Origin of the sequence: Corynebacterium pygosceleis (genome assembly GCF_016595275.2) — a bacterium.
GTDB classification, from domain to species: domain Bacteria; phylum Actinomycetota; class Actinomycetes; order Mycobacteriales; family Mycobacteriaceae; genus Corynebacterium; species Corynebacterium pygosceleis.
Genome location: NZ_JAENIQ020000002.1, coordinates 251344 through 270443 on the forward strand (window position 1 = coordinate 251344; position 19100 = coordinate 270443).

Sequence of the window (19100 nt, forward strand, 5' to 3'; positions counted from 1 at the left end):
GGCGGTTGAACGGTGGGTGCTATTGGCCCGGGCGCCAGCTCGCTCCGTTGGGGCCGTGCCCCGGATTCACGGGTGTGACGGGTGTGGAAACGGTACGTCGTTCAACCGGTGCGTCGACCGTGCGCTGCGGAACTCCGGATTCCCGTCGTCCCTGCCTTTCGTCGAGTACCCGTTCGTTGTGCTCCCGCACCGTGCGCTGCCGGTTCTTCAGGGTGACGAGGATCGGGGTCGCGAGGAACACGGACGAGAAGGTTCCCTCGATGACACCGATGAACTGCACGAGCGCGAGGTCCTTGAGCGTACCGACACCCATGAGCCACACGGCGACGACCATGAGGGCGGCGATGGGCAGAGCCGAGATGACGGTCGTGGCGATGGAGCGCATCACCGTCTGGTTGACGGCCAGGTTCGCCTGTTCCGCATAGGTTCGTCGGGTGGTGTTCAGGAACCCCGCGGTGTTCTCCTTCACCTTGTCGAAGACGACGACGGTGTCGTAGAGGGAGAACGCGAGGACGGTCAGGAGCCCGATGACGGTCGCAGGTGTGACCTCGAAGCCGATCAGGGCGTAGATACCTGCGACGACGACGCCGTCGACGAAGAGGCCGGCCATGGCGGCCACGGCCATGTCCCGTTCGAATCGAACCGTGATGTAACCGAAGATCAGGACGAGGAAGACCCCGAGCGAGAGCAGCATCCGGTTGGTGATCGTCGAACCCCAGGATTCGGAGACCGTCGAGTCTCCCACGACATCGGGGTTCGGTTCACCCGAGGCGTCCACCGGTTGGAACGTGTCGAAGAGTTGCTCACGGGCCTCGGAGATCTGCCGGTCGTCGAGGCGCTCGGAGTTGATCTCCAGGATCCTTGAATCGCCGGCACCGACGATCTGGACCTTCTGCGGGGTGACACCGGTCGCGTCGGTGAAGACCTCGGCGGCGGCCTCGGTGGAGATTCCCTCCGCGGGCATGTTCATCTTTGTACCGCCCTCGAAGTCGATGCCGAGGGTGAACCCGCGGACGACGATACCGAGGAAACAGATCACGAGGATGACGCCCGTGACGGAGTACCACACCCGGCGGCGACCGACGAATTCGATGCCGCCCTCACCGGTGTAGAGACGTCTGAAGATGGAAGAACTCATGTTTTACTTCTCCTCGTTCTCGCCGGATCCGGAACCGGGGTGTCGTGTGGCGGCCGGGTCCGCCGGTGTGTCGTCCGTCCGGTCCGTGAGGCGTGCGGTGGTCTGCTCGTCGGTCTCACCGTCGAGTGCGTTGTCCGCGTGATCTCCGGCGAGCCACTCACCACGGTTCCGACGCTCCCCCGCGACCTTCATGACACTCGCCAGGCCGTTGATCCGCGGATTCGCGAAGACGGCCTTGCGGGAGGCGAGGATGACCAGCGGCGAGGTGACCAGGAAGATCACGAGCAGATCGAACACCGTCGTCAGGCCCAGAGTGAACGCGAAGCCCTTGACGTCTCCGACGGCCAGGACGTAGAGCACGACCGCCGCGATCAGGGAGACGAAGTTACCGGAGAGAATGGTGTGCTTGGCGCGTTCCCACGCCCGGGGTACCGCGGACCGGAACGTCCGGCCGTCGCGAACCTCATCCTTGATCCTCTCGTAGAAGACGACGAAGGAGTCGGCGGTGGTGCCGATACCGATGATGAGCCCGGCCACCCCGGCGAGATCGAGTGAGTAGCCGATCCACCGGCCGAGGAGCACGAGAGAACCGTAGATGAGGGAACCTGCGGCGAAGAGCGTGAACACCGTCAGGAAACCGAAGACCCGGTAGTACGCCAGGCAGAAGATGCTGACCAGGATCAGACCGATGATACCGGCGATGAGACCCGCCTTCAGCGACGCGAAACCGAGCGTCGCCGGGATGGTCGTCGCGGTTCCGCCCCGTTCACCGTTCTCCCCCGCGAAGGAGAGGGGAAGCGCACCGTAGCGGAGGTTGCTCGCCAGGTCCATGGCCTCCTGCTGTGTGAAGGAACCGGTGATGGAGGTACCGGAACCGACCGGTGTCGGAGACTGGATGACCGGCGCCGAGATCACCTCGGAGTCGAGTGTGATGGCGACCTGGCGTTTCAGGTATTCCTGGGTGAGGGCCGCCCAGGTGGCGCCGCCCTGCTCACCGGGGCCGGACTTGAAGGAGAAGTTGATCTCCATCTGCCCGGTCTGCGGGTTCAGGCCGCCGTTGATGGGACGGTTGGTGTCGATCTCGTTTCCGCTCAACCGCAGTCCCTCGACCGGGTCGGTCTCGCCGACGAGCAACGGTGACGGACCGAGAATGTACTTGGCACCCGACTCCACGTCACAGGCGACGAGCGGTTTCGCGGGGTCGTCGGTTCCGGCGATGGGGTCCAGTTCCTCGTTGCAGACGAGAAGCGATGCCGCAGCGAGCTGCTTCGTCGGATCCTCGGACTGCCGGTCCTCCCGGAGCATGGAGGTCACCTCAGCGCGTCTCTCCGCCGCCTCGATCGAGTTGGCCGGTGCATCAGGCGCGGTCGCCGTGACGGTCGGGGCCTCGATCTTCTCGACGTCCACCTCTGGTTCCGTGGTTTCGGTCGTGTCTCCGGCTCCTTCCTCACCCTCCGCACCGGTCTGGGACCTGATGTCGGCGAGCGCCTTCGCCTGCTGCTCGGCGTTGAGGTTGAGCTGCTCCGTCAGTTCATTGACGGCGGTCTGCGCCTCATCGGGTGAGATCACTCCGAGCGAAACCCAGCGGTCCGCCATCCCCGTCTGCTCGGTGAGCAGTTTCTCGGGGTCCGGCTGGCCGGGTTCCGAAACCGGACGGAACAGCAGCTGTGACGTCTGCCCCAGCGCACGGGCCTGCGAGGTGTCTTCCCCGGGGACCGTGATGACCAGAGTGTTTCCGTCCGTCACGACCTCGGCACCGGACACGCCCATACCGTTGACACGGTTCTGGAGGATGTTCCGTGCCTGGTCGAGCTGGTCCTTCGTGGGTTCCTCCCCCTGTGGGACGAGCGTGACCCTGGTCCCGCCCTGGAGATCAATTCCGAGGCGGGGCTTCGCCGAATGATCGCCGGTCAGCAGGACCAGCGAGTAGACGAAGATCAGGATCACCAGGTAGAGGGCGAGCGCGATCACCGGCCAATTCTTCTGACCGACGCGTCTGCGCCCAGATTGCGAAGCCAATGGAGTGTCTCCTTGTGTCTCAGCTCGCCGGCGCACCTTACCGTCCTTCAACGGGGTGGCGCCGGGGAATGCTGATCGGTGGTCTGGCACGGGTGATCCGCTCCGCGTCCTCTACGTCGGCGGTGGTCACCTGTGCCCGGGGTCTGATTCAGGTGTCCGGGACAGAGCCCGGGTGTCGCAGGGGCCACGGTGAGTGTGGTGTGGCCCGATGCGGTTTCCGGCGGCCGCCCCGCACGCCGCGCGGTGCGGGGCGTGCGGAACGGCTGCCGGGTGTCACGGTCATAGTACGGCATCACGGCAGCTCGAGGGCTACCCCCGTTCCCTGCGTGACGTTCGGGTGGTGGACCGTGGGGCGCGCCGCCGTACCGATGACGTGGAACGACGGCTGCGTGGGGGGGCACCGTGCACACCGTCGGACGTGGTTCGGACGCCCTCACGGTGTGTTCAGTGTCACTGGCGGGGGTCGGTGGTGGCACCATCCGTCCCGGTGCCCGGATCAGACTCCGGCACGGACCGCTCGGTCGTTCCGGTGTCGACCGACTCGATGTCCTCGTCCTCCCAGAACCGCTCACCGTTCCCTTCGTCGGTGCGGGGCGTCCGAGGGGCCTCGACCTTGCGGATCACCGCACTCCGTTCCCAGGTCATCGTGACCCCCACGGACACCTCCAGGTCGACGAGTTCGTCCGTCATTCCACGGACGACACCGTGGACGCCCGACGTGGTCACGACCCGGTCACCGGAACGCAGGGAGTTCTGCATCTCCTGGATCTCATCCATGCGACGACGCTGACGACGCGCCTGGATGGCGGTGGGGATGATGAAGATGGCGGCGATGAGAGCGATAAACAAAAGACTTTCCATGCGTCCCACTATGCCAGAGACGTACCGGCCCGCCGCACTCCCCCGGCCCACCGGGACCGCCCGGGTGGTCACCCCCGTAGAGAGCCGGGTTCCACCCCGGGTGTCCCCTCGGGCGGTGTGAGTCCGAGGTGACGCCATGCGGCGACGGTCGCGACCCTGCCCCTGCCGGTGCGGGCGATCATTCCCGCACGGACGAGATAGGGTTCGCAGACCTCCTCGACCGTCGCCGGTTCCTCGCCGACGGCGACGGCCAACGTATTCAGACCGACTGGTCCACCCCCGTGTCCACGGATCAGCGCGTCCAGGACGGCCCGGTCGATGCGGTCCAGCCCCATGGCGTCGACGTCGAAGACGACGAGTGCGGCCCGTGCCGAGGCGATGTCTATGCGTCCGTCACCGTGAACCTCCGCGAAGTCGCGGACCCGCCGGAGCAGCCTGTTGGCGATACGCGGCGTACCCCGCGACCGGGACGCGATCTCTCCCGCGGCATCCGCGTCCACGGCCACCCCGAGGATCCGCGCCGCACGGGTGACGACCCGGGTGAGATCGGCGGTACCGTAGAACTCCATCTGTGCGGTGAATCCGAACCTGTCCCGCAACGGCCCGGTGAGCATACCGGCACGGGTCGTCGCACCGACGAGGGTGAACGGTGCCAGCTCCAACGGAATCGAGGTGGCACCGGGCCCCTTCCCCACGATGACGTCGATACGGAAGTCCTCCATCGCCATGTAGAGCATCTCCTCGGCGGGGCGGGCCATCCGGTGGATCTCGTCGATGAACAGCACGTCCCCCTCCATCAGGTTGGAGAGCATGGCCGCGAGATCCCCGGCCCGTTCGAGGGCGGGACCGGACGTCATCCGGAGCGAGGTACCCAGTTCCTGCGCGATGATCATCGCCATCGTCGTCTTCCCCAGGCCGGGGGGACCCGACAGCAGGACGTGATCGGGGGCGACCCCTCTCCTGCGGGCACCGGTCAGGACGAGATCGAGTTGGTTCCTGACCTTCTGTTGCCCGATGAACTCGTCGAGCGACCGTGGCCTGAGGGTCGTCTCGACGTCACCGTCCGCCGGTTGGCGGTGAGGGGTGACCGGCGCATCGACCCCCCTCCCCTGTCCCGGGCGGGTGCCGTCGGGAAGCTGGAACTCCGTTTTCTCGATGTCGGACACTCCGCTCACCCCACCCGTCCGGAAAACATCCGACCGGCCGCCGTCTCATTGCACCGCATCAGCCACGTCCCAGCCGCGCGAGGGCGGCACGGAGCGCACCGGCGGTATCGAGACCGGGATCATCCCCGGAGACCGCGGCGACCGCGGCCGACGCGGTACGTTCGGGGAATCCCAGTCCGACGAGAGCCTCGACGACCTGTTCCGGGACGACCGACCCCACGACCACCGGCGCGACCTCCGGAGCGGTCTCACCCGCGTAGGCGCCGACCTTGTCCTTCAGATCGACGATCATACGTTCAGCCATGCGTTTACCGACACCGGGAATACGCTGCAGACTCTTCGCGTCGCCGCCGCCGATGGCGGCGGCGAGTTCAGCGGCGGAGAAAACGGACTGGGCCGCGAGCGCCAGTCGAGGACCGAGCCCCGACACGCTCTGGAGGAGCGTGAACATCTCCCGGCTCGTGGCATCCGTGAAACCGTAGAGACTCATCGCGTCCTCCCGGACGACGAGGGTGGTGAGGACCCGGGAGGATTCACCACGACGCAGCGTGGCCAGGGTACGGGGAGTGGCGGTGAAGACGTATCCGACGCCCGCGCACTCGATGACCGCCGTATTGAGACCGATGTCGATGACTTCCCCGTGCAGTGAAGCGATCATGAGGGAAAACTCCTGTCGTGGTTGTCCGGTGACGGCGTCCGGCGTTTCGCCGCGGAGACACGTCCGTCGATGAGACCGGCACGCTGCCGGAAGAGCATCGGCGCCCGCCAGCAGTGGCAGACCGCCAGCGCGAGGGCATCCGCCGCATCAGCGGGTTTGGGGGGTTCGGAGAGACCGAGGATCCGGGTGATCATCGCGGTCATCTGCTTCTTGTCGGCCCTGCCGTTCCCGGAGACCGCCTTCTTCACCTCACTCGGGGTGTACATGTGCACCGGCACCCCACGTTCAGCGGCGGCGAGGATCAGGACCCCCACGGCATGTGCCGTGTGCATCACCGTGGAGACGTTACCGCGTTCAAAGACACGTTCGACGGCGACCACATCAGGCCGGTACTCATCCATCCACTCCCCCACGGCACGCGACAACCGGAGCAGACGCAGAGCGAGATCGTCACCGGACGGTGTGCGGACGACCCCGACCGCGACCGGGAGAACCGCACGCCCTCTCCCCGCCTGAACGACGGAGAGGCCGCAGCGGGTGAGACCGGGATCGATCCCCATCACCCGCAGACCCTCTAGATTCACCCCTGGCACCGATCCTTCCGCCGTGACGTCACCGTGTACGGAGACAGCTCCGGTGTCCGGGCGGGAGGTTTCCCGGAGTCGGGGTTCGCCGGACACGCCCCCAGATTAGCACAGACATTCTAACCCCGGGTGTGCGGCCGGTGCCACCGGCGGCCGCTGCTCCGAACGGGCTCAGTCCTCCTCGAGCTCAGCGAGTACCTCATCGGACAGATCCATGTTCGTGTAGACGTTCTGGACGTCGTCCGAGTCCTCGAGGGCGTCGATGAGCTTGAAGATGCGCCGTGCATCGGCCGCCTCCAGGGGAACCTCGACGGACGCACGGAAGTCGCTGTCGGAGTCCTCGACGGGAATCTCCGCCTCCGTGAGCGCATCCTTCACGGCCGGGATGTCTCCCGGTGCGGAGACGATCTCGAAGACCTCACCGACCCGGCCCACCTCCTCGGCATCCACGCCGGCCTCCAGGACAGCCATGAGGATGTCGTCCTCGGTCCGTCCCTCGGCACCGACGGTCACGACGCCTTTCCGGCTGAACAGGTAGCTGACGGCACCCGAGTCAGCCATCGAACCACCGTTCTTGGTCATGCGGGTACGCACCTCGGTGGCCGCGCGGTTCCGGTTGTCCGTCAGACACTCGATGAGTACGGCGACACCGTTCGGTCCGTAGCCCTCGTACATGATGGTCTGCCAGTCCGCGCCACCGGCTTCCTCACCGGAACCACGCTTACGGGCACGCTCGATGTTGTCGTTGGGGACCGAGGCCTTCTTGGCCTTCTTGATCATGTCGTCGAGGGTCGGGTTCGCGGACGGATCACCGCCGCCGGTACGGGCCGCCACCTCGATGTTCTTGATGAGCTTGGCGAATTCCTTGCCGCGCTTCGCGTCATTGGCGGCCTTCTTGTGCTTGGTGGTCGCCCATTTGGAGTGGCCGGACATCGTCTACCCTTTCCTCGGCGCGGTACCACCCGTCCGGTGCCCGGTACTCCGGACCACGGACGACGGGGCGGATTCCCACCCGCTCCCTCCGCTGTCATCGATGACACGGCGGTACCACTGAAGTACGTCGTTGGATTGCGTCCCGATTATACGCTGAGGTCGGTCCGACCCCACCGCACCCCCGGCTCTCCGGATTCTCAGGACTCGCCGGGGCCGGCGGCGACCATGTCCCGGAACAGCTCGTGCACCCTCGTGTCCCCCGTGCACTCCGGATGGAAGGACGTCGCCAGCACGTTCCCCGACCGGACCGCCACGACGGCGCCCTCGGCCGGGCCATCCGGCACCGTGGCCAGAACCTCGACACCGGCACCGACCCGTTCCACCCACGGTGCGCGGATGAACACGGCGTGAACCGGATCATCTATACCCGAGAAGTCGAGGTCGGTCTCGAAGGAATCGACCTGCCTCCCGAAGGCGTTTCGCCTGACGGTGACATCGAGGACACCGAAGCTGTGGGCGTCCGCACGGGTGTCGAGGACCTCCGCGGCCAGCAGGATCATCCCGGCGCAGGTCCCGTAGACCGGCATTCCGCCGGACAGGAGTTCACGAACCGGTTCCAGGAGACCGCCGAGTTCGAGCAGCTTCGACATCGTGGTCGACTCGCCGCCGGGCAGGATCAACCCGTCGATCCCGGCGAGATGCTCGATCCGCCGGACCTGACGGTGTTCGACACCGATTCGGTCGAGTGCCTGTTCATGTTCCCTGACGCCGCCCTGCAGCGCCAGAATGCCGATCATCACCGCTGTGATGTCCTTTCTCTACGGACCGATGTGGACAGGGGGATGGACTGGGCCCCCGGTCTCAAGGTACGCGTCAGCCCCTCCTGGGTGACAACGGCCACGAGATTGCCGGAACGGTCGAAGATGCGCCCGTGCGTCAATGCCCGCCCCGCGGACGCGGACGGAGAGACCTGGTCGTACAGCAACCACTCGTCCGCCCGGAACGGCCGGAGGAACCACATCGCGTGATCGAGGGACGCCTCCTGGACCTCCACACCCGGATGCGGCACGAGGGCCGACTGGAGGAGGGTCATGTCGGACATGTAGGCCAGCGTGCACACGTGCGCGGTCTCGTCCTCGGGCAGGGGTGCCCGGGAACGGAGCCAGACCACCTGCTGACTCGCGGCGTGGGGGTTCGCCGGGTAGTCGGCGGGATCCACGACCCTGATGTCGAAGTCACTCCACTCCTCGAGCAGTGCGCGGAACGACTCCCGCATCCCGGAGACGTCCATCACTATGTTCTCCGGACCGGGGACCTCAGGCATCCGGTCCGCGTGCTCCACCCCGAGGTCGCCGGAACGGTGGAAGGACGCCGACATGATGAACAGTGTCTCGCCGTCCTGGATGGCCCTGACCTGGCGTGAGCGGAAACTCCTGCCGTCCCGTACCCGGTCGACCAGGAAAATGGTGGGTTCATCGGATCTTCCTCCCGCGACGAAGTATCCGTGCAGAGAGTGCACGGAGAAGTCCCCGTCGACGGTGCGGCTCGCCGCCACGAGCGCCTGTGCGGCCACCTGTCCACCGAAGGTACGGAGCAGCGTCGACTCGATGACCGGTCCCCGGAAGATGTCCCGGTCTATCTGTTCCAGGTCCAGGACCCTGTTGATTCTGGTCACGGTGTTGCACCACTCCTCACACACTGCCGGATGACGTCCACTCCGGAGGGGGCGGACACGGGGAAGGACCCACCGGAACCTCTTCCGGCGGGCCCCCGTGGATACGGACCACCTACCGCGTGGCCCCGATGCTGGTCATCCCGATCTCCGACACCCTCCGGACCCCGGCTTCATCGCCGGGGGCGACGAGGGACTGGTTCTGAAGGAGCTCCGACAGACTCGACGCCCTGTCCCCGACGAGAATCGGATCCGAGTCGATCGTCCCGTCGATGTTCCGGACCTCGGACAGCAGGACGTCCACCGCCGGGCCGTCGGCGACGCCGGTGCAGTCGAGCACGAGGAAGCGGCAGTTCCGGAGGCGCTTGCTGTTCAGCACCATTTTCGCGTTCTCGGCACTGCGGCGCAGCTCACCACGGTCGAGCCCGGCCCCCGATCCCGGACCGAGATCCTCGATGAACTGCTCCAGCCTCCGCACACCCCCGGAGAAGTCCGCCGAAATGCGGACCGTCTCCGGGTCGCTCGCGTCGTGTCGTTCGGCGTCGGTGCTCAACAGGATCTTGAACACCAGGGGGACACCCCCGTCATGCTGGCCCAGCAGGATCCGGTCACCGCCCTCGGCTGCTGTCGCGGCGTAGATGTAGCTGCGGTTGGCCATGGATGTAACCTCCTGCTGAAAATGGACTGGCGATGGCACCAGTGTAGTCCTACGCGTGGAGCCCGGGGCGGGTGGTCACACCCGCCCCGGGCGGGATCACCAACCGCGTTCGGCGAGCCGGTGCGGCTGGGGGATCTCGTCGACGTTGATACCGACCATGGCTTCACCGAGTCCACGGGAGACCCTGGCGATCGTCGCGGGGTCCTCGTAGTTCTGGGTGGCCTGGACGATGGCGCGGGCCCGCTCCTCCGGATTACCGGACTTGAAGATCCCCGAACCGACGAACACACCGTCCGCACCGAGCTGCATCATCATCGCGGCGTCCGCGGGCGTGGCGATGCCACCGGCGGTGAACAGCACGACGGGAAGGGTCCCCGTCTCCGCGACCTCGCGGACGAGTTCGTACGGCGCCTGGAGTTCCTTGGCCGCGACGTAGAGCTCGTCCTCCGCCATGGAGGACAGACGCTTGATCTCCGCACGGATGGTGCGCATGTGGGTCACCGCGTTGGAGACGTCCCCGGTTCCGGCCTCGCCCTTGGACCGGATCATGGCGGCACCTTCATTGATGCGACGGAGCGCTTCGCCGAGGTTGGTGGCACCGCAGACGAACGGAACGGTGAAACCGAACTTGTCGATGTGGTTGGCGTAATCGGCGGGGGTGAGCACCTCGGACTCGTCGATGAAGTCGACACCGAGGGACTGGAGCACCTGGGCCTCGACGAAGTGTCCGATGCGGGCCTTCGCCATCACGGGAATGGACACGGCCTCGATGATCCCCTCGATCATGTCCGGATCGGACATGCGGGACACGCCGCCCTGTGCGCGGATGTCGGCGGGTACACGCTCGAGTGCCATCACGGCGGTGGCGCCCGCGTCTTCGGCGATCTTCGCCTGCTCCGGGGTGACGACGTCCATGATCACGCCGCCCTTGAGCATTTCTGCGAGTCCTCGTTTGACCCTGGCGGTACCTCGGGTGGGTTCGTTGTTGCTCACTGCGTCTTCCGTCTCCTGTGTGCGTCGGTGGGTCCTGGAAAGTACCCGCTCATAGTAGAACGGACCGACCGTGAAGGCACACAACAGGTCGACTTAGTTTCACGGTGACCTTTCCGTGGGGCCGCGTTCAGCTCTCACCGTCGTTGAGGGACAGTGCGAAGTACTCGGGCAACGGAGCGGTTCCACCGAGCCGCAGAATCCGCACGAGGGGCCGCGTACGCAGCGCCCGGGTCCTGGTGACGTAGTCGTTGTAGAACCTGTACGAGGTGTCCACCCGGAAGATGGCGCGTTCGAGCAACTCCGGCGGATCTCCCTCCAGTGTCCTCAGATGGGAACTGATCCGGTGTTCCAGCTGCACACGTTCCGTGAACCGCCCGGGGTGCAGCGGAACATCGATGGCCCGTCGGGCGTCGGCGACGGCACCGGGCACCAGCACACCGACCAGGTCAGCACGCCGGTCGAGAGCCGCCTGGAGACTGGACAGTGCCGCGTCGGTTCCGATGTGGAGTCTGTTCAGACGCTGGGCGGTGAAGTAGCACCAGCAGGCGGCCACCGTGAGGATGACGGCCAGGGCGATCCAGAGAATCAGCACAGCCGTACCCCCGATCCATCGTCCACGGTCCGGTACACCTCGAGGACCTTGTCCGCGACAGCCTGGCAGTCGTACAGCTGCGCCCTCCGCCGCCCGGCCTCGACGAGTGCCCGCCTCCGGTCCTCATCGTCCAGCAGCAGCCTCAGCTTCCCGGCGAGATCCCTGTCCGAACCGACCCTGAACAGCAGTCCCGCGGGCTGCTCCGATTCCGCGTCGCACACGGCCGCAAACGCCTCCAGATCACTCGCCACGACGGCGGCACCGGCGGCCATCGCCTCGACGAGCACGATCCCGAAGGACTCTCCCCCGGTATTCGGCGCGACATAGATGTCGGCGGCACCGAGGATCCTGGCCTTCTCCGCGTCGCTGACCCGCCCGACGAAACTGACGGAATCCATGGAACGGGGGGTTCCTCCGCCGATGACGGTGCAGTGGACGTCACGGTCGAGCTGCGCCAGTGCCCGGAGCAGGATGTCCAGGCCTTTCCGGGGTTCATCGATACGTCCGAGAAAGACGATCTCGGGACGACGCCCGAGCTCCGGTGGGGTCGGTTCATCCGCGTCCCCGGTGTCGTGCTCCGCCCGGGCGGCACCGAAGAATGCGGTGTCCACCCCGTTCGGGATGAGTATCGGATCACCGCCGAGCTGCTCTACCTGCCACCGTCTCGCCATCTCGGAGACGGCGATACCGCCACGGATCTTCTCCAGCATCGGCCGGAGCACCGGAAGTGCGAGGCGGAGGAGCCGGGAACCACTTGACGAGGCATGGTAGGTGGCGACGATGGGGCCTTCCGCGAGCCGCAGCGCCGCCATCGAGAAACTCGGTGAATTCGGCTCGTGGATGTGGAGGACGTCGAAGTTCCCCTCACGGATGAAACGACGGATCCGGCGGTCGACCCACGGTCCGAACGACAGTCGTGCGACCGACCCGTTGTACCGGAACGGCACACTCCGACCGCCGCGCACGATGAAGTCGGGGACGTCGGCGTCATCGGAACAGGGCCCGATGACGCGGACGTGGTGTCCGGAATCGATGAAGCGACGTGCGACGTCGATGATGTGGGCCTGCACACCACCGGGTTCGTCGAAGGAGTACGGACAGACCACTCCGATCCTCATGCGGCCTCCTCTTCCCGTCGGACGACCCCGCGTCTGAGCCGGTCGGTGTCCAGGTCCGCGAGCCACAACGGTTGGAGCATGTGCCAGTCGACCGGGTAGGCGGCGATGTTCGCGGCGAAGATGTCCGCCATCTTCTGGACCGAGGCCACGATGTCCGTGTCGACGTCTATCTCGTCGGAGACGCTGAATCCCCAGCCCTCCGGGGTGAAGTAACTGTGCGCGACGTGGAGGGCGGCTCCGGTCTCCCTGGCGAGACGTACCGCACCACTCGGCATCCTCGTGGGTTCCCCGAAGAACTCCACCGTCACACCGGTGTGCCTGAGATCCCGTTCCCCCATGAGACAGACGATGCCACCGGACTCCAGACGCTCCCGGAGAACCGGGAAAGGTGCCGGCCCCCCGGTCAACGGGAGAACCTCGAAACCGAGGTCCGTCCGGAAACGGACGAAGGCGTCGTAGAGGACCTCAGGACGCAGCCGTTCCGCGACCGTCGTGAAACGCCCGTAGCGTTGGGCCATCAGCAGGCCCGCCATGTCCCAGTTCCCGGTGTGCGGGAGAACCAGGACGAGTCCGCGTTTCGAGGCCACCGCGGCGTCCAGAGTGTGCAGCCCGACGACATTCGGTGCCAGCTGCCCGAGCAGGTCCGGGTTCCCCGCCAGGACCGGCAACCGGAACGCCTCCGACCAGTAGCGGGCGTAGGAACGGACCGACGCCCGGACCAGTTCACGGGTGACGTTCTCCGGACCGACCACCCTGCTCAGGTTGGCGCGGAGCTGCTCCATACCTCTGCCCCGGTCGGAGACGAGGTCGGCTCCCAGGTTGAACAGACGACGCGCGACAGATCCGGGCAGCCACCGGACGAACCGCCACCCGAGCAGGTAACCGACCGCTGCGGGATCACCGGAACGGATGGCGGCGAGAAGATCACCACCCCGACCGTGGGGTTGCGGTCGAGTGTCGTTGCCGTCCATGCACTGGTTCCTTCTATTTTCTGTAGCTTCGGGCCCCGGCGGGCGGGGCGGTTGTCTCCGAGGCTCCGGCGGAGCGTGCCGCGAAACGGAGACGCTGGACGATCGTGAACAGGCTCCCCGCCGCCAGCACACACAGTGCCGTCTCGACGGCTCCCGGGACACCGAGACCTGTCAGTCCGATTCCCACGAGCCCGATGATGAGCCGTTCCGGTCTCTCGATGAGCCCACCCACGATCCTGAGGCCGGATGCTTCTCCTCTGGCTTTCACGTACGAGATGACCTGCGAACCGACCAGAACGATCAGTGCGGCGACGACGATCGGCGGACCGGCGTGGTGGGTGTAGATCAGCCACCACGTGATGGCCCCGAACAGTGCACCATCGGTGATCCGGTCACAGGTGGCGTCGAGGGTCGCACCGTACCTCGTACCGCCGCCCCGCATGCGGGCCATGGTGCCGTCGATCATATCGAAGGCGGCGAAGACACCGGTCAGTACCGCAGCCGCGAACAGATGCCCGGTGGGGATGAGAATGACGGAGAGGGCGATCGTCAGGGAGGCCGACACCACGGTGATCGTGTTCGGGGACAGACCGAGCCTGAGCATGAATCTGGCAACCGGTTCGACGACGACCGCCGCGGGCCGCCGTCCGCGTGCGCTAAGCATCCGGCCCTCCCCCGACGGCGGTCCGGCCGGTCCACGCCTCGGCGAGCAGCCGACGGGTGTCCCGCAGCAACTGCGGCAGGACCTTCGTCCCGTCGATGACCGTCATGAAGTTCGCGTCACCGGACCAGCGCGGCACGATGTGCATGTGCAGGTGGTCCCCGACGGATCCGCCTGAGGCCCGACCGAGGTTGAGCCCGACGTTGATGGCGTCCGGGGAGGACACCGATTTGACGGTTTTCACCGCTGTCTGCGCGAAGGACATCAACTCTCCTGACTCGTCGGCGGTGAGATCCTCCAGATTGGCCACCTTCCGGTAGGGAACCACCATCATGTGACCGGAATTATACGGATACAGGTTGAGTACGCAGTACACGAACTCACCTCTCGCGACGATGAGTCCCTCCTCATCGTCGAGTTCCGGTATCCGGAGAAACGGGTCACGGCGTCCCTGACCGCCGTCCCCGGAGCGGTCAGCGGCACCGGAATCGGTGATGTAGTTCATCCGGTACGGGGCCCACAGTCGCACGAGTCTGTCGGGCACCCCGGCACCGCGGTCGACGAAGGCACCGTCATCCGCAGGTTCTCCGTCAACGGCGGGCCGCAAGGCGTTCCTCGTTCGGTTGTTCGTTGACCCGGTCCCGGACCCACGAGGTGATCAGGGTGACGGCTTCGTCGACCGGCACCCCGTTGACCTGACTACCGTCCAGGAACCGGAAACTCACGGCATCCGCCTCGACGTCACGGGCGCCCGCGAGGAGCATGAACGGGACCTTCCCGGTGGTGTGGTTGCGGATCTTCTTCTGCATGCGGTCATCGGAGGTGTCGACCTCCGCGCGGATACCGGAGCGTCGCAACCGTTCGCAGACTGAATCCAGGTGGGGTGCGAAGTCATCCGCGACCGGGATACCGACGACCTGGTGCGGCGAGAGCCACGCGGGGAATGCCCCGGCGTAGTGCTCGAGGAGAACACCGAAGAACCGCTCGATCGAACCGAACAACGCGCGGTGGATCATGATCGGCCGCTTCTTGGTGCCGTCCGACGCCGTGTACTCGAGGTTGAAGCGCTCGGGCAGGTTGAAGTCCAGCTGGACGGTCGACATCTGCCAGGTACGACCGATGGCGTCCTTCGCCTGGACCGAGATCTTCGGGCCGTAGAAGGCTGCTCCGCCCGGATCGGGCACGAGCTCGAGACCGGAGTTGTGCGCGACACGCTCGAGGATCTCCGTCGACCGCTCCCAGATCTCGTCGGAGCCGACACTCTTCTCGTCGTCCCGGGTCGACAACTCGAGGTAGAAGTCGTCGAGACCGTAGTCCCGGAGCAGCGAGATGACGAACTGCAGCACCGTCGTCAGCTCCGCCTCGAGCTGGTCCTCGGTGCAGTAGATGTGGGCGTCGTCCTGCGTGAATCCACGCGCCCTGGTGAGCCCGTGGATCACACCCGACTTCTCGTACCTGTAGACGGTGCCGAACTCGAACAGGCGCAACGGCAGTTCCCGGTAGCTGCGTCCACGGGAGGCGAATATCAGGTTGTGCATCGGGCAATTCATGGGCTTGGCGTAGTAGTCCTGCGCCTGCTTGGTGACGTTGCCGTCGGCATCCGTCTCTCCGTCGAGCTGCATGGGGGGGAACATGCCGTCCGCGTAGAAGTCGAGGTGACCCGACTTGGAGAACAACTCGCCCTTGGTCAGGTGCGGGGTGTTGACGAAACTGTAGCCGGCGTTGATGTGCTGACGACGCGAGTGCTCCTCCATCTCCAGACGGATGATGCCTCCGTTGGGGTGGAACACGGGGAATCCGGAGCCGATCTCATCCGGGAAACTGAACAGGTCGAGTTCGGTCCCCAGACGACGGTGGTCACGCTTCTCGGCTTCCGCGAGCATCGTCTGGTACTCCTCGAGCGCCTCTCTCGTCTCCCACGCCGTACCGTAGATGCGCTGGAGGCCGGCGTTCCGCTGGTCACCGCGCCAGTAGGCGGCGGAACTGCGGGTCAGGGCGAAGGCCGGAATGTACCTGGTCGTCGGGACGTGGGGTCCACGACAGAGGTCATACCACTCCGGTTCACCCGTGCGGGGATTGACGTTGTAGTAGCCCGTGAGCTCACCGGCGCCGACCTCGGTCGCCTCATCGGAATCCGGATCGACGGACCCCTTGTCCTGGATCAGCTCCAGTTTGTAGGGCTCACCGGAGAGCGCCTCACGCGCATCCTCGAGGGTCGCGTAGACGCGCCGCTCGAACTTCTGCCCCGACTTGATGATCTTCTTCATGCGCTTCTCCAGCGTCCGGAGATCCTCCGGGGTGAAGGGTTCCGCGGCATCGAAGTCGTAGTAGAAACCACCGGTGATCGCCGGACCGATACCCAGCTTGGTTCCGGGGAACTCGGCCTGGACGGCCTGCGCGAGCACATGGGCACAGGAGTGCCTTATCACCGAACGTCCGGCCTCGGTGTTCGCGGGCACCGGGAAGAACGCGGTATCGGTGTCGGGTACATGGGACAGGTCAAAGAGGGTTCCCGACTCATCGGCGACACACACGATGGCGTCCGCCCCCTTGTTGGGGAGTTCCAGGTCACGCATGGCTGCGCCGACGGCGGTACCTGCGGAGACCCGGAATGACGGGTGGGATCCGGAATGGGAGTTTTCAGTGGTGCACACGATGCTTGGTCGCGCTCCTTCTTGCGCTCGACGGGACCGGCATACCTGGCCGGCCCCCGTTCACGGTGGTGGGACAGTCGCGCCCTCGTCCGGCGGTACCGGATCCGGACGGCCCCCACGCCAGGACGTCAGGTGGACCGGTGCCGGACCAGACGCCCACCGGCCGACGCGGCAGAGCGTCACGGGTGGGCGGATTGGACCGACCGAACTGTCAGACATCATCTTAACCCTCCCGTCAGTCTTCGAGCAGCGCGGCTCCCCAGTAGGCGTCCCGTGACCGCTCACCGTCCCCGACCTCACCCTCGACACCGGGTGGGCACGCGAACACGGCGGAGCCGATGTGGACGATCCACTGATTCAGCCGGTCCTTCTCGTCCAGTCGCCGTTGGATCGGAACGAACTGTTCGAGGGGGTTCTTCTGGAAGCAGATGAAGACGAGTCCCGCGTTCGAGGTCTGTCCGCTGCCGGGTTCGGGGGGAAGGTCGTAGTTGAACGCCCTTCTCCTGATCCGTTCGTACGGCGCATCCGTGGGGTTCCTCGAACGGGCGACGTGGCTGGCGGGATCAATGACGGGCAGTCCGTAGGAATCCGTCGCCGCGAAGTCTGGTTCATCGAATTCCCGTTCCCCCGTCAGGGGTGCCCCACTCCCGAGTGTCCGGCCGATGACCACCTCACGGGAGGTCCGGTCGAGCATCTCCCATTCATCGAGATTCATCGCGATCCGGCGAACGACCAGTGAGGTACCGCCGTGGAGCCAAACGGGGCCCTGATCGATCCAGACGAGTTCGTCGAGTTCCTCCCGAGTTCGGGGATTGACCGTGCCGTCCTTCTGCCCGAACAGGTTTCGGGGGGTTCCGTTGTCCGGTCGCGTCCCGTCGGAGTTGAGGAAACCCTGCTGGAACCACCGGACCGACACATAATCGACCGCCGCACGGATCATGTGACGCGTGGCGTGCGAGAGAGTCACCGGATCATCGGAACACAGCTGAAGGACCACATCAGCTTCCCCCCACCTGTCGTCGAGCTGATCGAGCGAGAATTCCGGCAGCGGCCCCAACCACTCCGGCCGTTCCTCCGGTCTCCCGATGACGTCGAAGAAACCCGAACCGAACCCACAGGTGACGGTGAGGTTGGCGGGAGCCTCGACCATCTCCGGTTCCAGGTCGCCCAGAGGTGCACGCCCGTCGCAGAGCCGACGGGCGTCTTCCGTCCACAACCGCATCAGGCGGCGCGCGGCCCCCCGGTCCGCGCCATCCGAGAAGGTGAACGCGACGAGATTGAGGTGCGCCTGGAACGGTGTGGCGATGCCTGCCTGGTGTTCCCCGTCGAAGGGCACCGTCGATCGTCCGCGGTCGGGAACACCGTCCCCGTCCTCACCCGGGATACGATTCCCGGGGGCCGCAGCGGGTCCGGCGTCCCCCGGAGAGCATGCGGCGAGTCCCACTCCGGCTGCTCCCGCGGACAGGCCCGCGAGGAATCCGCGTCGGGTCAGGGAGTGCGGCACTGGACAGGAACTGGGCTCGTGGGACATGGGCTCGGGGTCTTCCGGGAGAAAGGGTGGGGTGAAGCGGAACCGTCATCGAGGGGATCTGCGGACCGGCGGGCACCGGGCACGGGGACACCCCCCGCCGGTGCACCCGCGACGTCGGGTCTGGCGCGCCCCGGAACGGAGAGGTCCGCGGTCGCGCCTACGCCACGTCCGTTCTACTTGTCGTGGTCGTGATCCATGTCCATGCCGTGGTCACCGTCGGCGGAGTAGTCCTCTTCGCCGGCACCGATGGCCCTCACGGCGACGTCCTTGACGGTGACCTTCGAACCGTCGGCGAACTCCAGGGTCACATCTGCGGTGGCGCCCGCCTCGATGGCGCCGTCGTACCCGAGGATCATCAGGTGATCGGCACCCGGCTCGAGGACGTGCTCTCCCCCGGCCTTGATCGCGATGCCGCCCTTCTTCTCCTGCATCTTGCCGTCGACGACCTCGTGGATCTCGTAGGTCGCGTCACCGAGGGAGGTCGTGAAACCGATCAGGGTCACCTCCCTGTCGGAGTGGTTCTCCAGGGAACCGAAGATCGCGGTCATACCGGCTCCGGCGGGTATGGCCTTGATGAAACCGTCATGGAGGTGGACGTCATCTGAGGTCAGTGTGCCGGCAGTGGCGTTCTTCACGTCCTCCGCGCTGTCCTTCGCCTTGTCGCCCGCTTCCTTGACCGCGTCCTTGGCGTCCTCGGCACTGTTCTTCACCTTGTCACCGGCGTCCTTTGCCGCGTCCTTGGCGTCCTCTCCGGCCTCGGCGGCCGCCGAGGTGGCGGCGGAGGCCGCTTCATCGACGGATTCCTTCGTCGAATCGGAGCAACCGGCGAGCGCGAGGGTCACGACGGCGAGGCTTGCGATGGAGATGCGGCTGAGCTTGAGGGTGGTCATG

Annotated in this window: 19 protein-coding genes; all 19 read right to left on the reverse strand. The window is 66.1% G+C overall.

Features of this window, described 5'->3' with window-relative positions; translation table 11 throughout:
- Window positions 1–19: 19 nt before the first annotated feature.
- The 19 genes from secF to JIM94_RS04500 all read right to left on the reverse strand — a co-directional run bounded on the left by secF (window position 20) and on the right by JIM94_RS04500 (window position 19099).
- Complete coding sequence (gene secF / locus JIM94_RS04410) at window positions 20–1138, reverse strand: protein translocase subunit SecF (RefSeq protein WP_200255092.1); 1119 nt, start codon at window positions 1136–1138, stop codon at window positions 20–22.
- Window positions 1139–1141: 3 nt separating this feature from the next.
- Window positions 1142–3157: a protein translocase subunit SecD gene (secD, locus tag JIM94_RS04415; protein ID WP_200255094.1), complete on the reverse strand. Its 2016-nt coding sequence runs from the start codon at window positions 3155–3157 to the stop codon at window positions 1142–1144.
- A gap of 450 nt (window positions 3158–3607) precedes the next feature.
- A complete protein-coding gene (gene yajC, locus JIM94_RS04420; protein ID WP_200255096.1) occupies window positions 3608–4018 on the reverse strand; it encodes a preprotein translocase subunit YajC in 411 nt (136 codons plus the stop codon).
- Between the two features lie 68 nt (window positions 4019–4086).
- Entirely contained in the window at window positions 4087–5184 is a 1098-nt protein-coding gene (gene ruvB, locus JIM94_RS04425) for a Holliday junction branch migration DNA helicase RuvB (RefSeq protein WP_200255098.1), read from the reverse strand.
- Window positions 5185–5242: 58 nt separating this feature from the next.
- Window positions 5243–5842 (reverse strand): Holliday junction branch migration protein RuvA, encoded by a 600-nt coding sequence (ruvA, locus tag JIM94_RS04430; RefSeq protein ID WP_200255100.1) that lies wholly within the window; start codon window positions 5840–5842, stop codon window positions 5243–5245.
- Complete coding sequence (gene ruvC, locus JIM94_RS04435; protein WP_248085658.1) at window positions 5839–6426, reverse strand: crossover junction endodeoxyribonuclease RuvC; 588 nt, start codon at window positions 6424–6426, stop codon at window positions 5839–5841. Before ruvC ends, ruvA begins: the two co-directional genes overlap by 4 nt.
- Before the next feature lie 171 nt (window positions 6427–6597).
- Window positions 6598–7359, reverse strand: a complete 762-nt coding sequence (locus tag JIM94_RS04440) for a YebC/PmpR family DNA-binding transcriptional regulator (protein WP_200255102.1) — start codon at window positions 7357–7359, stop codon at window positions 6598–6600.
- Window positions 7360–7556: 197 nt separating this feature from the next.
- Complete coding sequence (gene pdxT / locus JIM94_RS04445) at window positions 7557–8156, reverse strand: pyridoxal 5'-phosphate synthase glutaminase subunit PdxT (protein ID WP_200255104.1); 600 nt, start codon at window positions 8154–8156, stop codon at window positions 7557–7559.
- Complete coding sequence (locus JIM94_RS04450) at window positions 8156–9034, reverse strand: acyl-CoA thioesterase (protein ID WP_200255106.1); 879 nt, start codon at window positions 9032–9034, stop codon at window positions 8156–8158. The genes pdxT and JIM94_RS04450 overlap by 1 nt, the downstream gene beginning before the upstream one ends.
- Window positions 9035–9146: 112 nt before the next feature.
- Window positions 9147–9689, reverse strand: a complete 543-nt coding sequence (locus tag JIM94_RS04455) for a DUF7822 domain-containing protein (protein ID WP_200255108.1) — start codon at window positions 9687–9689, stop codon at window positions 9147–9149.
- A 96-nt stretch (window positions 9690–9785) separates the two neighbouring features.
- Entirely contained in the window at window positions 9786–10682 is an 897-nt protein-coding gene (gene pdxS / locus JIM94_RS04460; protein WP_200255110.1) for a pyridoxal 5'-phosphate synthase lyase subunit PdxS, read from the reverse strand.
- Between the two features lie 127 nt (window positions 10683–10809).
- On the reverse strand, window positions 10810–11274 hold the full coding sequence (locus tag JIM94_RS04465) for a LemA family protein (protein WP_200255111.1): 465 nt from the start codon (window positions 11272–11274) through the stop codon (window positions 10810–10812).
- On the reverse strand, window positions 11268–12392 hold the full coding sequence (locus JIM94_RS04470; RefSeq protein ID WP_200255112.1) for a glycosyltransferase family 4 protein: 1125 nt from the start codon (window positions 12390–12392) through the stop codon (window positions 11268–11270). The genes JIM94_RS04465 and JIM94_RS04470 overlap by 7 nt, the downstream gene beginning before the upstream one ends.
- A complete protein-coding gene (locus JIM94_RS04475; protein ID WP_200255114.1) occupies window positions 12389–13363 on the reverse strand; it encodes a phosphatidylinositol mannoside acyltransferase in 975 nt (324 codons plus the stop codon). Before JIM94_RS04475 ends, JIM94_RS04470 begins: the two co-directional genes overlap by 4 nt.
- A 13-nt stretch (window positions 13364–13376) precedes the next feature.
- Window positions 13377–14027, reverse strand: a complete 651-nt coding sequence (gene pgsA / locus JIM94_RS04480) for a phosphatidylinositol phosphate synthase (RefSeq protein WP_200255116.1) — start codon at window positions 14025–14027, stop codon at window positions 13377–13379.
- Complete coding sequence (locus JIM94_RS04485) at window positions 14020–14631, reverse strand: ATP adenylyltransferase (RefSeq protein ID WP_234040013.1); 612 nt, start codon at window positions 14629–14631, stop codon at window positions 14020–14022. Before JIM94_RS04485 ends, pgsA begins: the two co-directional genes overlap by 8 nt.
- On the reverse strand, window positions 14615–16600 hold the full coding sequence (gene thrS, locus JIM94_RS04490; protein ID WP_200255183.1) for a threonine--tRNA ligase: 1986 nt from the start codon (window positions 16598–16600) through the stop codon (window positions 14615–14617). The genes JIM94_RS04485 and thrS overlap by 17 nt, the downstream gene beginning before the upstream one ends.
- A gap of 313 nt (window positions 16601–16913) precedes the next feature.
- A complete protein-coding gene (locus JIM94_RS04495; RefSeq protein ID WP_200255118.1) occupies window positions 16914–18209 on the reverse strand; it encodes a Dyp-type peroxidase in 1296 nt (431 codons plus the stop codon).
- Window positions 18210–18382: 173 nt separating this feature from the next.
- Window positions 18383–19099 carry a copper chaperone PCu(A)C gene (locus tag JIM94_RS04500; protein ID WP_200255120.1) on the reverse strand — a complete coding sequence of 239 codons (717 nt, stop codon included), beginning with the start codon at window positions 19097–19099 and terminating at the stop codon, window positions 18383–18385.
- Window position 19100 lies beyond the last annotated feature (1 nt).

Coding starts and splice junctions, on each gene's coding strand:
- secF (WP_200255092.1), bottom strand. CDS start 1,138: ATGAGTTCTTCCATCTTCAGACGTCTCTACACCGGTGAGGGCGGCATC.
- JIM94_RS04470 (WP_200255112.1), bottom strand. CDS start 12,392: ATGAGGATCGGAGTGGTCTGTCCGTACTCCTTCGACGAACCCGGTGGT.
- pgsA (WP_200255116.1), bottom strand. CDS start 14,027: ATGCTTAGCGCACGCGGACGGCGGCCCGCGGCGGTCGTCGTCGAACCG.
- JIM94_RS04500 (WP_200255120.1), bottom strand. CDS start 19,099: ATGACCACCCTCAAGCTCAGCCGCATCTCCATCGCAAGCCTCGCCGTC.
- ruvA (WP_200255100.1), bottom strand. CDS start 5,842: ATGATCGCTTCACTGCACGGGGAAGTCATCGACATCGGTCTCAATACG.
- JIM94_RS04440 (WP_200255102.1), bottom strand. CDS start 7,359: ATGTCCGGCCACTCCAAATGGGCGACCACCAAGCACAAGAAGGCCGCC.
- JIM94_RS04495 (WP_200255118.1), bottom strand. CDS start 18,209: ATGTCCCACGAGCCCAGTTCCTGTCCAGTGCCGCACTCCCTGACCCGA.
- JIM94_RS04455 (WP_200255108.1), bottom strand. CDS start 9,689: ATGGCCAACCGCAGCTACATCTACGCCGCGACAGCAGCCGAGGGCGGT.
- yajC (WP_200255096.1), bottom strand. CDS start 4,018: ATGGAAAGTCTTTTGTTTATCGCTCTCATCGCCGCCATCTTCATCATC.
- JIM94_RS04475 (WP_200255114.1), bottom strand. CDS start 13,363: ATGGACGGCAACGACACTCGACCGCAACCCCACGGTCGGGGTGGTGAT.
- pdxT (WP_200255104.1), bottom strand. CDS start 8,156: ATGATCGGCATTCTGGCGCTGCAGGGCGGCGTCAGGGAACATGAACAG.
- thrS (WP_200255183.1), bottom strand. CDS start 16,600: ATGCGTGACCTGGAACTCCCCAACAAGGGGGCGGACGCCATCGTGTGT.